Consider the following 13,743-nt stretch of genomic DNA (forward strand, 5'->3'; position numbering starts at 1 on the left):
GCATTCTTACCCGGATGACCGAACGTGGCCGTCCAGAGCTCACGTGCGTTGCATGAAATGCGCCTTGGGTAAGGGTTATCTCAACCCAAATCTGATCCCTGCAACAAAGCCGGCCAGAGCCGTTTTACTCATGCCGGATAGGAAGCGTAGGAATCAGTTGCTCCATCAGGGCGCGAAGTTTAGGGCGCACGATTGTCATGGAGGCCCAGACCTCATTCTCTGTTGTAATATGTGCGTGATCGACCGCGCTGACAGCGATGTCGGTGATCGCTGAGATGGCGAGTACTTTCAGGCCGACATGACGGGCGACAATAACCTCGGGAACGGTCGACATGCCAACAAGATCGCAACCGGCGAGCCGCAGCAGCCTAATCAGCGCCGGGGGCTCGAAACTCGGCCCTACCACATGGGCATAGACGCCGCGCTGAACCTCAGGGGCGAGCCGCTGCACAAGATCGATCAGATCGGCATCATAGGCTTTGTTCATCGACGGAAAGCGGGGACCTGCCTCTGAATCGTTAGGGCCGCGCAAGGGATCGAGACCGGCGGCGACCGCCAAGGACAGATGATCCTCGATGACGACAAGATCGCCGACACGGTAATCAGGGCGGATACCGCCGGCAGCATTTGTCAGCAGCAGCGTCCTGGCGCCGAGCGCAGCCATGACGCGAATCGGAAAGGTCACCTGCTGCGGATCGTAACCTTCATACATATGGACTCGCCCCTGCATGACCACGCAAGGACGATCAAGGAGCGTACCGACGATAAGCGCGCCGACATGGCCAGGTGCGGTCGCGACCGGAAAATGCGGGATGTCTGAATAGGATATGGCGATGCCATCGACCGCGTTGGCGAAATCGCCCAATCCCGAACCGAGTACCAGAGCGAATTCAGGCCGGAGGGAAACCCGCGCTTGAATGAAGTCTACCGCTTGCCTGACTAGTTCTTGCACACTTGCTGCCTCCACCTGACCTTGACTTATGTTTTTCTGCTTGTCATTTGTACAATACTGCTGCGTCGGTCATTTGGCCGCTGCCACCGGGGGGAGGCAGGAGAAAATGCATTCACCTATTGGACAACTCATCCACAAGGCTGCCTGGCTGTATTACGGGCAAGGGCTGCGCCAGGAGCAGATTGCCGAAATGCTTGGCATCTCGCGCGGAACGATCGTCACCTATCTGAAGAAGGCCAGGGACATCGGCGCCGTCAGCATTCGTGTCAATGCCGGCGTCTTCCGGGAGGATGTTCTTGCGCGTCAGCTGGAAGACAGTCTCGGTCTCGAATCGGTTTGGATCGTCCCCGATGGAACCGAAGAACTGATAATCGACTTCTCGATTGCGGCCGGAACGATCTTCCTCGATCTCGTCAAGCCCGGACACAGTATCGCGCTTGCTTGGGGGAGACTGTCTACGACATCGTCGATGCCCTGCCGATGGTTGATCTTGAGGGCGTCTCCGTGCTGCAAATGTGCGGCAACCTCGGCGCTCCATATAAATATCGTCCGGACCAGTGTACGCTGGAACTCGCCAGACGCCTGCGCGCCAGCGGCGAGAATCTGTATGCGCCTCTCGTACTGAGGACCGAAAAGCTGGCGAAAGCTCTGGCTGACGAATCGATAGTCCAGTCTCAGCTCGAGAAGCTGAGAGCCTGTGATCTTGCAATCTTTTCGCCGGGTTCCTGCACGCCGGAGAGCCATGTGATATCCTGCGGCGCGATGATCGAACCCGAGCTTGCTGCTCTGGTGAAGGAGGGCGCGGTAGGACTGATCGCCGGGCGGATTATCGATCGCGACGGAAACGCCATGGACTGCAGTTATAACCGACGGCTGATCTCGATCGATCTTGGCGATCTGCGCGCCTTGCCGCGACGTTTGTGCGTCGCTCGCAAAGTCGAGAAGGCTTCTGCCGTGTCGGCTGCTTTGCGCGGAGGGTACGTCACGCATCTGGTGATCACCAGTGCAATCGCAGCTCAACTGGCAAAGACAATCGACATTTGAACCCCTGCGCCGTCCCCCGGCGTCGGGGCGGTTGTGTGCCAAGCGGGTTCCATTTGCTGCTTTTCGGCCAGATTGCATCTAGAGGACGCGCTTTAGGAATTCGCGGGTCCGTTCATGCTGCGGATACTCGAAGATCTGCGTGGGTTTGCCCTCTTCAACGATAACGCCCTTGTCGAGGAAACAGATCCTGTCGGCGGCCTCTCGTGCGAAACTCATCTCATGGGTTGCTAGAACCATGGTCATTCCCATGCGCTTCAGTTCGCGCACGACATCAAGCACTTCAGCCACAAGCTCCGGATCGAGTGCCGACGTCACTTCGTCGAACAGCATGATTTCAGGCTTCATCGCCAAAGCCCGGATGATCGCCACGCGCTGTTGCTGCCCACCAGACATCTGGTCGGGGTAGTGCGTCAGCCGATCGGCAAGGCCGAACCGCGCAAACATGGCGGTAATCTCCGGCAGCAAGTCGGCGCGCGACCGCTTATGGATGCGTAGGGGCGCGAGCATGACGTTTTCGACCGCAGTCATATGCGGGAAAAGGTTGTAGCTCTGGAAGACTATGCCGATGCGTCGCCGGATCAATTGGGGATCGAGGTCCGGATCGGTGATGTCAGCGCCGTCAAGCAGGATCTCCCCATCGTCGATCTGCTCCAGCAGATTTATGCATCTGAGGAGTGTGGATTTGCCGGACCCGGACGCCCCGATCAGGCAGACCATTTCCCCTTCCCGAACGGTGAGACCAATTCCCTTGCAGACTTCCAGAGGGCCGAAGCTCTTGCGGACGCCGGACAGTTGTAGCTTGATGCTGCGATCCATCAACTCCGCTCCCTATTCTGCCGTGCGATCAGCCGGTCGGCATAGCGCGTGGCGGGCACGGTCACGGCCAGGAAGATGATCGATGCACCGACATACGGTGTAAAATTAGCCAGCAGCGACTTTTCGACGCCAGCCTGTCGGAGCAGCTCCACAGGCCCGATGAAGGATAGGAGGGCGACATCCTTCTGAAGCGAAACGAAGTTGTTCATGTTAGCGGGGATCACTCGACGGATCGCCTGCGGCAGGATTACAAACCGCATAATGTCGGCATGCGACAAACCCAGCGATTTCGCCGCCGATCTCTGCGACTCGTGGATCGATTCGATCCCGGTGCGATACACTTCGGCGACAAAGGCCGAATAGCTCAGCACCAATGCTACACTTCCCCAGATGTAAGGACTGTTCCACGGCCGCAGCAAGCCGAGCCCAGGAACACCGAAGCCGATCAGGTAAATGACCAGAATCACCGGCACACCACGAAAGACATCGCTGTATGCCACACCGAAAAGCCTTAAAGGGTATAAAGCCGGCGATCGCGCATCCCGGCACAGCGCGATGACAAGCCCAAGGACGGCTATGATCGGCGCGCACCACATGAAGATTGCGATATCGATGAGAAAAGCCGCCAGCAAGTTTGGAAAGGTTGACAACAGTATATCAACGTTGAAAAAGGCCGCTTGAACCTTCGGCCAACCCGGTGCCATTCGCACAAGGAGGACCAGCAGGCCGACAACGCCTATTGTGCTGGAGATCGCGATGGCAAGGCTCCTTTGCAAAAGCCTTTGCTCGCGCAGCTGCTTGCGGTTAGGGCCGGACGCACCTGCCCTACACACCAACCACATGTTCTTGTCTAAGGTCATCTGGCCACGCCTACTTGATCAACGGCACGCCCGTGGCATTCTGCAGCCATTCGGCCTCGATTGCCGCAAGCTTGCCATCTTTCACCATCCCGGCGATCGCAGCGTCCGCGCATACGCGCAACGGGTTTCCCTTTTCGAAGACGAGCCCAAATTGGTCCAGCCCGGTCTCTTCATCGCCATGCGGAAACTGGCCGAGCACCACACCGTCGTCGAGAACAGCAGCCGCCATGTAGAGGGCCGTCGGCAGGTCGAGGAGGGTCGCATCGATCTGCCCTGCCTTGAGGGCCTCGCTTATATCCGCCGTGTCGTCAAAGAGCGACGGCTCCGCCGCAGGACCGATTAACGTTTTGATCGCGCCCGGCGCGGTGGAACCGGCGACTGCACCCCAGACAAGCTTCCTAATCGACGCTACCGTTGCAACAGCGCCGGCCGCGACCACTGGTTTCCGCACCAGAACGGCCCGTGCAGCGGTATAATATGGCGTAGAGAAATCAATAACTTTCGCCCGCTCCGTGGTAATCGAATATTGCTGAAGATTGAAGTCGAAATCCTTGGCGCCAGGCTGGATGGCCTGATCGAAGGAGGTTCGGACCCACTCCACCTTGTCTGCAGGATAGCCCATTCGGGCAGCTACCTCGTAAGCGACAGCCGCTTCAAACCCCTTTCCAGACTTTGGATCATCATCGAGTACCCACGGGAAGTAGGTCGGGTTTCCGGTGGCGACCGTCAGGATACCTGGCTTAATCGTCGGGGATAGGCATTTTTCATTCGCGCTAGCATGCCCAGCGAACAGCGCGAAAATGCCAGCAGCGATAATGAGGTCAAGCTTTTTCAAATTCATATTTATAAGTTCCCACTTTTTTAGCTCCACCGTTTTTGAAGGTGGATTTATACTTTTGGCAATGGCATTTACAAAAAGACAAGATACGGTCACTGTCAAGGGAATTAGAAAGCCTTCATTCCGAACGACTGGAGTCATAGCGTGCCTGACATTTCAAACTCTCGGCGCTTCGCGACCGTCGTCAATCATCTGGGCGAACATGATGACGGCCGGTTCTCCCACACGATGCCGATCTACCAGACTTCGACATTCGGCTTTGTCGATGTCGAGGACGCGGGCGCGGTTCTCGGTGACCGGACAAAGGGTCGCTATGTCTACACACGAGGAAGCAATCCGAACGCTCGCCACCTGGCAACCAAGATCGCCTATCTGGAAGGCATGGACCTGATCGCGGCGGCGCCGGAGCGCGATCCCGCCGAAATCGTGGCGGGTGAAGTGACATCTTCGGGCCTGGCAGCAATCGCCTGCGTGGCGCTGACATTCCTGAAAGCCGGTGATACTGCCATCGTTCAAGCCGCTGCCTATGGGGGTGCGCTGAGCTTCTGGGAAACCGTCGTCCCACGCTACGGAGTAAAGACCGTCTTCGTTCATGGAACTGACCCGGAAAGCTGGGCGGCCGCCTTAAATGCCAATCCCGATGCCCGGATCGTTTACCTGGAGACCCCTTCGACCCCTTTGCTGCGCATTTACGATCTTAGCGCCATCGTCAAGATGGCGCATGGAATTGGAGCGCTCTGCGTCGTCGACAATACTGCCGCCACGCCATACCATCAGCGCCCCCTATCCTTCGGAGCAGACTACGTCGTCCACTCGACGACCAAATACATCAATGGACACGGCCTCCAGATCGGTGGCGCGATCGTATCGCGCCATGTTGAAACCATGATTGTCGGCGGTGCTGTCTGGAACACAGTCGTCTTCCACGGTACGACGCCAAGCCCCAACGATTGCTGGCTGAGCAACAACGGGCTTAAAACGTTGGAGTTGAGAATGCAGAGGCATTCCGCCAATGCCCTGGAACTCGCCGAATTCCTGGAGAAGCAAGATGCCATCGCTCGGGTTTTCTACCCCGGTCTCGCCTCTTCTCCAGATCACGATCTCGCCAGGCGGCAAATGCACAATGGCTTCAGCGGCCTGGTTTCCTTCGAGGTTGAGGGCGGAGCCGAGAACGCGCTTTCGCTGATGAAGCATTTGCGGCTTCCGATCATCGCTTCGAGCTTCGGTACCACGGACAGTCTCATCCAGCATCCAGGGACGATGAGCCATTCCTACATGACGGAAGAGCAAAAGCAGGCCTCGGGCATTACGCCGGGTCTGATCCGCATGTCAGTCGGTATCGAGGCGATAGACGATCTCATGGAAGATTTTGAGCGCGCATTAAAGATCATGCGTGATCTATGGCCCAGTCAGGATTTGTCCCGCGGTATCCGTCATGGGTGAAAGGTTCGCGCTGCTGCTTCTACGCGCCCTGCCCAAGATGGTTCTTTTGCAAAAATCCCGTTAACGTCCGAAAGAGCGCTGAAGATTCTCAGCGAGACTATTGATGAGCGATTTCAAATGGCGCGGCTTTGGTGCATGGCTCCCGGCGTGAATGGATTCTGCATCTTTGATGCTGTGACTATGCCGTTGTTGCCCCGGACCGGACGGACTTTGGGCGTGCACATGCCAGCATTCGGTTGAGGACGGCTGTGGATCTCAGTTACCGATTTCATTGAAGCGCTAAGCTGAAAATCCGATACGTCGCCTTGCGCCAAAATTCGCTGGGGCAGGGGACGTCGGCCCCTGGAAGGACCAGGGAATACCTAATTCACCGTGCGTGCTATGCATCGCACAAGCAACCATCGCCCCTCAGAGATTCGCGACTATCCAAGGCTCTTTACCGCTTTGGCAATTCAAAGCCGAAATTGAAATTCTTAGTTGAAATCGGGCTCAATGATGGCCGCTAACCTCAACCAGTGCAAGGCATTTTGACATTTGAAATCGGCAACTGAAAGCGACACCAGGAGAGAACGGTCTCGCGGTAACCCCGCAGCTTGGCAGTCGCCTCGACGGCAATGACAATAGCTTGCATCTCGTCAAGCACCGACGCAGCGAGGAAGACCGGAACATTCGAAAACAAATGCGGCCGAGACGCCATGAAGGTCTCGGAGAACCCAGGCTCGCCGGCCTCCAGCGACAATGCAGCCGAAAGTGCTGTCCCGTCGAGGGTAACGCAGAAGCATTTGCGGTTTAGCCGTGCCGCAAGCGACGAATCGGTTTCCGACGCGGTGGGAACTCGGGGCATATTACATCTTTCGCCGGGGGCGAGAGGCCCTGGCCAATCGTCTCCGCTGTTGCCGGTGAGGCGGCTGCTTAGAACCCGTTTCACTTGGCGTTGGTTTTAAGCCACTCGGTCATATCCGCAATTTCTCTGGTCTGCGCGTCGATAACCTTCCGCGCCATGTCCTTGGTCCAGGCATTCTTACCGTTTTTTAGCTCTACTTTGCTCATGTCGATGGCGCCCATGTGGTGAGCGATCATGCCGCAGACGAAGGCCACGTCGGGGTCCTTGTGCATCATGTCCTTATCCATCTGCATCATTCCGGTCATTCCAGCCTTCTGATGCTCTTCGGTCATCATGCCGGTCATCATCCTGGAATGGTCGGCGCTCATATCCACCTTCACGTCGCTTTTGCAAACCTCCGGAAAACTGCTGTCCTCGGCGTTAGCGATCGGGGCGGCGAACAGCAGGATGGCGCTTGCGAGCAGGAGAGACTGTTTCATGGATTTACCTTTCAAGCTGGAACAAACCTCTTCATGAGGGAGGTATTTGCAGCGTGCTCCTTCCAGCGAGGGGAAGGTCAAGGGAAATCGGTCCCATTGCTACATTTTCGTCCAACGCCACAGCATGTTCACTTTTGAAGAAACCGCTTGACCTTCCAGTTACTGGAACCGGTACTCTTTTGGATCGACATGAAAGGTATTGCCAATGGCTACCCACGATCACAAACACAGCACAAGAGAGTCCAGTCCTGCTGCCAATACTCAAGCAGCAGATGCGGTGGTTCGCGACCCGGTCTGCGGCATGACCGTGGATCCGAAAGCAGCCGGGCCAGTTGTCGAGCACGGTGGCCAAACCTATCATTTTTGCGGCGCGTCTTGCCATGACAAGTTTGTTAAGGCCCCGCAGGACTACCTGACAGCGATTGATCCGGTCTGTGGCATGAGCGTTGACCGCGCTACCTCGACCCACTTCACTCGTCACGAGAGCAAGGGCTTTTACTTCTGTTCAGATGTCTGCCAAGTCAAATTCGACGCAGAACCGACCAAATATCTCGGCGATAGGCCAGTTGCCGAACCCATGAAACCCGGCACCCAGTACACCTGCCCGATGCACCCGCAGATCATTCGCGACAAGCCGGGTTCATGCCCGATCTGTGGGATGGCCCTTGAGCCTATGGGCGCGCCTACTGGAGATGAGGGCCCAAGCCCAGAGCTGGTGGATTTTACCCGGCGGCTGTGGATCAGCGCCATACTAACCGTGCCCTTGCTTATCATCACAATGGGGCCGATGATCGGGCTGCCTTTCCGGGAATGGATCGGCGAACCGCTAGCCACCTGGCTCGAACTGGCTCTGGCCACCCCGGTGGTGCTCTGGGCAGCTACTCCGTTCTTCCATCGCGGCTACGAGTCGGTTATCAACCGCTCGCCCAACATGTGGACGCTGGTCTCACTCGGCGTCGGCGCAGCTTATGGGTACAGCCTGGTCGCGACCCTATTCCCCGGCATTTTCCCCCATACGTTCCGTGACCACGGCGGAAGTGTCCCGGTGTATTTCGAGGCTGCTGCCGTCATCGTCGCCCTGATTTTCCTCGGGCAGGTGCTTGAGCTCCGGGCACGCGAGCGCACCGGCTCGGCAATACGTGCATTGCTCGATCTTGCTCCCAAAACAGCGAGGCGCATCGGTAAGGACGGGTCCGAGCAAGACATCCCGCTCGACCAGGTGCTGGCCGAAGACCTGCTGCGTGTCCGCCCGGGCGACAGCATTCCGGTCGATGGCATCGTCACCGAGGGCCGATCTTCCGTCGATGAATCCATGATAACCGGCGAACCCTTGCCGGTGGAGGTGACTGAGGGTGCCAAGGTGACTGGAGGCACCGTCAACAGGAATGGTACTTTCATTATGCGGGCTGAACGTATTGGTGCCGACACCATGCTCTCGAAGATTGTGGAGATGGTCGCCAAGGCCCAACGCTCTCGCGCCCCCATCCAGGGCCTTGCGGATCGAGTGTCATTCTATTTTGTGCCAGCCGTGGTCCTGGTCGCACTTGCAGCCTTTGCCACGTGGGCGATCATAGGCCCGGACCCCAGTATGATCTATGCAATCGTTTCGGCGGTCTCGGTGCTGATCATCGCTTGCCCGTGTGCCCTTGGGCTTGCCACACCCATGTCGATCATGACGGCGACCGGGCGTGGCGCTCAGGCCGGCGTGTTGATCAAGGATGCCCAGGCGCTGGAACGGTTCGCCAAGGTCGATACTCTCATCGTCGACAAGACCGGGACCCTTACGGAAGGGCGGCCGAAGCTCACTGATATCCTGACCGCTGAAGGCACGACCGAGGCAGACCTGCTGGGGCTTGCCGCGAGTTTGGAACAGGGATCGGAGCATCCGCTGGCAGAAGCCATCGTTGAAGGAGCAAAGGAACGCGGGGCAACCCTCCTGGCGACCACCGAGTTTCAGGCGATCACCGGAAAAGGCGTGGCCGGATTGGTCGACGGCAGGCGCATCGCCCTGGGGAACCAGGCAATGATGGTCGATCTGGAGGTCGACGTGAGAATACTTGCCAAGCAGGCGGACGCCCTGCGCACCGAAGGCAAGACAGCAATGTATGTCGCGATCGGTGGCATTGTCGCAGTGGCCGATCCGATCAAGGCCACCACGAAGGAGGCTATTCTCGCCCTGCGCGAAAGCGGCTTGCGGATCATCATGGCGACCGGCGACAACGAACTGACCGCAAAGGCGGTTGCCTCCAAGCTCGGAATCGATGAAGTCCGCGCTGGCGTTCTGCCGGAAGACAAGAAAGCACTCATCGACCAGTTGCACGCCGGCGGAGCCAAGGTCGCCATGGCGGGGGACGGTGTGAACGACGCGCCTGCCCTTGCAGCGGCCGAGGTCGGTATCGCCATGGGCACAGGTGCTGACGTCGCGGTGGAGAGTGCCGGTATCACGCTGGTGAAAGGCGATCTGAATGGCATCGTCAGGGCCAGGACCCTGGCTCAGGCGACAATTCGGAACATCAAGCAAAACCTGTTTTTTGCGTTCATCTACAACGTACTTGGTGTGCCGATTGCTGCCGGGGTCCTTTACCCTGTTTTCGGAACACTGCTGTCGCCGATGATCGCAGCGGCCGCCATGAGCCTATCCTCGGTGTCCGTTATTGGAAACGCGCTCCGGCTGCGCGGTCTGAAACTGTAAGCTCAAGGAGGTTTTTCCGTGAATATAGGTGATGCGTCGTTACGATCGGGCCTGCCGGCCAAGACCATTCGCTACTACGAGGATATCGGACTTTTGAAGCCTGGACGGGCGGAAAACGGCTACCGTGACTACTCCGTCAAGGACCTCCACGGGCTGCGATTTTTGCAGCGTGGCCGCAATCTTGGGTTTTCGGTAGACGAGTGCCGGCAACTGCTGTCACTCTACAATGACGAGGCCCGTGAAAGTGCGGAAGTCAAGGCGATTGCACAGGCCAAGTTGGTGGAGATCGACCGGAAGATTGCCGAGCTGGTTGGATTGCGCAGTGCGTTGCACCACCTTGTAGCAAACTGCCATGGCGACGAGCGGCCGGATTGCCCGATTATCGACCAACTTGCAGGAGAACTAGGCGTGCAATCGAGCTGAGCACCGTAAAGAAACGACGTGTCAGGTGGACAAAACGCCGACGGCGAAGCGGGAGCAGTTTATTGATGAATTGCGGTCAACGCCGGAAGGCAAGGCCGCGCTCGAGGAAGCCAAACAGGTTGCCAAGGCGCTCGAGGATCGGTTCGGTCATTCGGATCCTCGCAGTTTCGCCGAGGAGCTCGAGCAGCGTCCGGAACTGGCGAGATCGGGCCGAGCAGATCAAAACCGTCGCCCGCATGGTGGAGCGCACCCGTATGGCCGAGTTGAGTCGTGACCACACGCTGAAACAGCAGCTTTCCCGCTCGCAGGGGCTTGGGTTAGGCAGATAGGAGAGAGATCATGAGCATAGCAGACGGCGCCATGCATCGAGGCCGATCTGCCATGTCAGAATTGTTGATAACTATTATCGGGTCATGATATAAGAGCGCAACGGGAAGGTACGACATGGCAAGCAGCGCAGACCTTGGAAAACGTCTCGAAAATTACGTATCTGACCTTATCAGGGTCGGGCGCTATAATTCGCGCAGCGAAGTTCTGCGCGAAGGGGTGAGGCTGGTCGAAGAGCGCGAAAAGCGCCTTGCCGTCCTGGATGCCGCAATCGAGCGCAGCCTTGCTGACGCTGATGCCGGACGTATCAAGCCAATCTCCGAGGTTGCAAGCCGCCTTGCCGCCAAATACGAGCGCATGGCAGAAGATGCCGGCAAGTGAGGATTGTTTTCTCGGCCGAAGCGGAATCCGACCTTGAGCGGATTGGTGACTATATTGCCGCCGACAACCCTCTGAGAGCGCTGAGCTTCGTCAGGGAGCTGATCGCACGGTGCGAGCGGCTAAGTGACATGCCGCGCGCCTATCCTCTTGTTCCGCGCTATGAGCATGCGGACGTGCGCCGCCTCCCTCATGGGAACTATCTCATTTTCTATCGGGTCGATGAGAACCAGGTCGTGATCCTGCATGTCCTTAACGGTGCCCAGGACTATGAAGCCCTCTTGTTCCCAGGTGACGAGAGCTAAGTGTGGTGGGTTTGCTCGAGGTTGAAGCACGATGAAATCACCATGGAAATTTCTTGTTCAATTGACGTCGCGGGGACGACCGGCAGAAGCGCGCGAGGGTTCGATTGAGCGTGATGCCGAAACCACCGTAATTGAAAGCGAAGCCGAACAAACGTCGGTACTTCCGTTAGGCTTGACGACAGCAGTCGATAGACCTGACTACGATGACACCCCACCTGTCGATCTCGTGGCGACGACGCGCGATGAGGTTCGCCTGTCGAGTGCTGACGTGCATGCGTTGGTGCGGGAAAAGGCGACAGGCAAAAAGTCTCCACGCATACCGCAGACGAAGCGGCCAGCACGCGCGAGGAAAGCACGCGCCCATGCGGATGCGGCGAGCACCGTGACCGCGCGTCAGGATCAAAGTGCGCAATCCCCGTCGCCCCGGGAAATCTTCTTCGAAGAGACGGTCAGTCTTGATGAAGAAATCAAGCAACTGAGAAGCCAATTGGCGCAAAAGCTGCGCCTGCAGAATAGTCAGCTTAAGAAGATGCTTGAGCGATTTGGGGGATCGTGAGCTTGCCTCACAAATCACGATCCAATCCAACTCATCGCCGACCCCTCTCACCTCGCCTCAGCGAAGGTGAAATCTAGCGCTACACTTCTCACCCATTCCGCCGAGGGCTTGAAAGCGCCCAAGAAGGTCTAGGGACCCATTCACAGAATGGTTGAGACACAAGCAAAAAATGCGTTAAGAGCGGAATCCACAATCCCAAGCCTCCCAGAATTCGTTACTTCATGTAAGATTTCGACTAATTCAATCCAAGCGTGTGAATAGTGAGGCGATCTTGTTCCAATCCAAGCTTCATGCTAACGCCACGCCAAGCTCAAGCCGCCGTTAAAGTGGGGCGCCGACGGTTTGTGTTGACACTATAGTTTACCCAACAGAAAATAGGCGATGAGCGCGGGGAAAATACTAATGGTTGACGAGAGTAACACAGGACTGGTTGCTGCGGTTGTGGGCACGGAAACCGAGGTGAAGACACCAGCGGCGAAGAAGCCGCGGTCGCCACGGCGCCAGAAGACCACCGCTGAATCGGTTCGGTCGGTCGCAAAGGCTATAGCAGCAAAGGTGCCGACCGCTAAATCCAGCAGGTCTAGCGAGCAGGAACGAGCAGAGAAGCTCAAACTGATTGAAACGCAAGTCGCCGAAGGCACAAGCTCGCTCAAGGACGCCATCAAGAGCGCCAGCATATCGGAGCAGACTTACTACAATTGGAAACGGGCCTTAAGGCCCGCTGATCAAAGGCAAGAGAAACCCGCCCCGGCCGGCGATGAGTTCGCAGATCTCGTGCAACTCGAACAGGAGAACCAGAGGCTTCGCAAGATTCTGGCGGAAAAGCTGCGTGCGGAAAATGCCGAACTGCGCAAGAGGCTTGGGCTGGATTAATCCAGGATTGGGACTGCGTGGGCGGGCAGTTTCTCCGTTACCCATCCCCTTGCGTGACGCCGGAAGTTCCGGCTCTGCGTCCGATGGATTGCTTATGAAAAGCAAGTCAGCGACGGGCCTATCGGCGCAAGGGACAAATTGCCGCCTAGCGCGGCAGCCGGTTGAAGCGCGCGGGGAGGAACTGTATTGGTCCACGATCAGAATATAGCGGCGCCGATCGGCGCTGGGTTTTTCATCGGTTGCTTAAGGTAAAGAATATATGAGAACGCCGCAACGAAGCTTCGTTGTTGAATTCAAGTCGGGGCGACGACAGCCAAAGGCCGGAACGAACTCGATTTGGGGAGACACGGACCTCAAAGCCGTGGCGCGCGAAGTCGAAGATGACACATCGCATCTGTTCAAATCGAACGAGGCACCCGGCACGCATGCTGCAGGTGGAGACGTTCTGCCTGATGTGATCAATGTGGGTTCTGCCAGCGAACACGCGGGCGATCTCGATGTTGCGCGGGCAGAAATACCATCGGTCAATGGCGCACAGGTTGACGTGCTAGAGCCGCACGAAGGCGATCGCCTGGACGTCGAAGCTGTTGCGCAAGTGCAGGAGAGCCAGCCATCGTTGCGGCCTCGAGCAACATCAGAAGACGTTGCTCCAAAGCGCGCCAAGCGTGGGCCCGTGACAGCGCATGTTTCCGTAGGTGCGCACGCGGATCAAAACACGCAATCTAAGACAGCCATGGCCCCGATTTCCTTCGGCGAAGTGGCTGCCCTTGATACGGAAAACAAGCGGCTCAAGAGGCTTCTGGCTAAGCAACTTCATGCGCAGAACCAGCAGCTCAAGAAGATGCTTGAGCGGTTCGACATCATATAGGAGATCGCGGCGGCGGGGCAGTCTGAAAATCTGCCCATACAGGCA

General features: G+C 57.4%; 15 protein-coding genes and 1 pseudogene. 10 read left to right on the forward strand and 6 right to left on the reverse strand.

Annotated features, from left to right (window positions below):
• Positions 1-124: 124 nt before the first annotated feature.
• Positions 125-952, reverse strand: coding sequence for a purine-nucleoside phosphorylase (locus HB780_RS02120; protein WP_183686682.1), 828 nt, complete (start codon positions 950-952; stop codon positions 125-127).
• Positions 953-1,058: 106 nt separating this feature from the next.
• Between HB780_RS02120 and HB780_RS02125 the strand changes: the two are divergent.
• Positions 1,059-1,996, forward strand: a pseudogene (locus tag HB780_RS02125) (sugar-binding transcriptional regulator).
• Positions 1,997-2,074: 78 nt separating this feature from the next.
• Here HB780_RS02125 and HB780_RS02130 read toward each other — a convergent pair.
• Genes HB780_RS02130 through HB780_RS02140 form a run of 3 tightly spaced genes read right to left on the reverse strand, consistent with a single transcriptional unit; the run spans position 2,075 to position 4,606 of the window.
• On the reverse strand, positions 2,075-2,812 hold the full coding sequence (locus HB780_RS02130; protein ID WP_183686684.1) for an amino acid ABC transporter ATP-binding protein: 738 nt from the start codon (positions 2,810-2,812) through the stop codon (positions 2,075-2,077).
• Positions 2,812-3,672: an amino acid ABC transporter permease gene (locus HB780_RS02135; protein WP_286202870.1), complete on the reverse strand. Its 861-nt coding sequence runs from the start codon at positions 3,670-3,672 to the stop codon at positions 2,812-2,814. The genes HB780_RS02130 and HB780_RS02135 overlap by 1 nt, the downstream gene beginning before the upstream one ends.
• A 10-nt stretch (positions 3,673-3,682) precedes the next feature.
• A complete protein-coding gene (locus tag HB780_RS02140) occupies positions 3,683-4,606 on the reverse strand; it encodes an ABC transporter substrate-binding protein (protein WP_286202873.1) in 924 nt (307 codons plus the stop codon).
• 48 nt (positions 4,607-4,654) lie between these two features.
• On the opposite strand from HB780_RS02140, the gene HB780_RS02145 reads away from it, so the two are divergent.
• On the forward strand, positions 4,655-5,953 hold the full coding sequence (locus HB780_RS02145; protein ID WP_183686686.1) for a trans-sulfuration enzyme family protein: 1,299 nt from the start codon (positions 4,655-4,657) through the stop codon (positions 5,951-5,953).
• 508 nt (positions 5,954-6,461) lie between these two features.
• Here the strand turns inward: HB780_RS02145 and HB780_RS02150 are convergent.
• Together HB780_RS02150 and HB780_RS02155 are read right to left on the reverse strand one after the other, a co-directional pair.
• On the reverse strand, positions 6,462-6,797 hold the full coding sequence (locus HB780_RS02150) for a hypothetical protein (protein ID WP_183686688.1): 336 nt from the start codon (positions 6,795-6,797) through the stop codon (positions 6,462-6,464).
• A gap of 80 nt (positions 6,798-6,877) precedes the next feature.
• Positions 6,878-7,357 (reverse strand): DUF305 domain-containing protein, encoded by a 480-nt coding sequence (locus tag HB780_RS02155; RefSeq protein ID WP_286202871.1) that lies wholly within the window; start codon positions 7,355-7,357, stop codon positions 6,878-6,880.
• Between the two features lie 124 nt (positions 7,358-7,481).
• Here HB780_RS02155 and HB780_RS02160 point away from each other — a divergent pair, with 124 nt between their 5' ends.
• From HB780_RS02160 to HB780_RS02195, 8 genes are all read left to right on the forward strand, one after another.
• Positions 7,482-9,968: a heavy metal translocating P-type ATPase gene (locus HB780_RS02160; RefSeq protein WP_183686690.1), complete on the forward strand. Its 2,487-nt coding sequence runs from the start codon at positions 7,482-7,484 to the stop codon at positions 9,966-9,968.
• Between the two features lie 18 nt (positions 9,969-9,986).
• The gene (gene cueR / locus HB780_RS02165) at positions 9,987-10,391 is read left to right on the forward strand and encodes a Cu(I)-responsive transcriptional regulator (RefSeq protein ID WP_183686692.1); all 405 of its coding nucleotides are present in this window, start codon (positions 9,987-9,989) and stop codon (positions 10,389-10,391) included.
• A 25-nt stretch (positions 10,392-10,416) separates the two neighbouring features.
• A complete protein-coding gene (locus HB780_RS02170) occupies positions 10,417-10,665 on the forward strand; it encodes a hypothetical protein (protein WP_435693852.1) in 249 nt (82 codons plus the stop codon).
• A 170-nt stretch (positions 10,666-10,835) separates the two neighbouring features.
• Positions 10,836-11,099, forward strand: coding sequence for a type II toxin-antitoxin system ParD family antitoxin (locus HB780_RS02175; protein ID WP_183686694.1), 264 nt, complete (start codon positions 10,836-10,838; stop codon positions 11,097-11,099).
• Positions 11,096-11,401, forward strand: coding sequence for a type II toxin-antitoxin system RelE/ParE family toxin (locus HB780_RS02180; RefSeq protein WP_183686696.1), 306 nt, complete (start codon positions 11,096-11,098; stop codon positions 11,399-11,401). The genes HB780_RS02175 and HB780_RS02180 overlap by 4 nt, the downstream gene beginning before the upstream one ends.
• A gap of 31 nt (positions 11,402-11,432) precedes the next feature.
• Entirely contained in the window at positions 11,433-11,957 is a 525-nt protein-coding gene (locus HB780_RS02185) for a hypothetical protein (RefSeq protein WP_183686698.1), read from the forward strand.
• A 402-nt stretch (positions 11,958-12,359) separates the two neighbouring features.
• Positions 12,360-12,830, forward strand: a complete 471-nt coding sequence (locus tag HB780_RS02190; RefSeq protein ID WP_183686733.1) for a transposase — start codon at positions 12,360-12,362, stop codon at positions 12,828-12,830.
• A gap of 259 nt (positions 12,831-13,089) precedes the next feature.
• Positions 13,090-13,698, forward strand: a complete 609-nt coding sequence (locus tag HB780_RS02195; RefSeq protein WP_183686699.1) for a hypothetical protein — start codon at positions 13,090-13,092, stop codon at positions 13,696-13,698.
• Positions 13,699-13,743 lie beyond the last annotated feature (45 nt).

It is taken from the genome of Rhizobium lusitanum (assembly GCF_014189535.1).
Classification (GTDB): domain Bacteria; phylum Pseudomonadota; class Alphaproteobacteria; order Rhizobiales; family Rhizobiaceae; genus Rhizobium; species Rhizobium lusitanum_C.

Coding starts and splice junctions, on each gene's coding strand:
- HB780_RS02175 (WP_183686694.1), top strand. CDS start 10,836: ATGGCAAGCAGCGCAGACCTTGGAAAACGTCTCGAAAATTACGTATCT.
- HB780_RS02190 (WP_183686733.1), top strand. CDS start 12,360: ATGGTTGACGAGAGTAACACAGGACTGGTTGCTGCGGTTGTGGGCACG.
- HB780_RS02135 (WP_286202870.1), bottom strand. CDS start 3,672: ATGACCTTAGACAAGAACATGTGGTTGGTGTGTAGGGCAGGTGCGTCC.
- HB780_RS02160 (WP_183686690.1), top strand. CDS start 7,482: ATGGCTACCCACGATCACAAACACAGCACAAGAGAGTCCAGTCCTGCT.
- HB780_RS02195 (WP_183686699.1), top strand. CDS start 13,090: ATGAGAACGCCGCAACGAAGCTTCGTTGTTGAATTCAAGTCGGGGCGA.
- HB780_RS02130 (WP_183686684.1), bottom strand. CDS start 2,812: ATGGATCGCAGCATCAAGCTACAACTGTCCGGCGTCCGCAAGAGCTTC.
- HB780_RS02185 (WP_183686698.1), top strand. CDS start 11,433: ATGAAATCACCATGGAAATTTCTTGTTCAATTGACGTCGCGGGGACGA.
- HB780_RS02150 (WP_183686688.1), bottom strand. CDS start 6,797: ATGCCCCGAGTTCCCACCGCGTCGGAAACCGATTCGTCGCTTGCGGCA.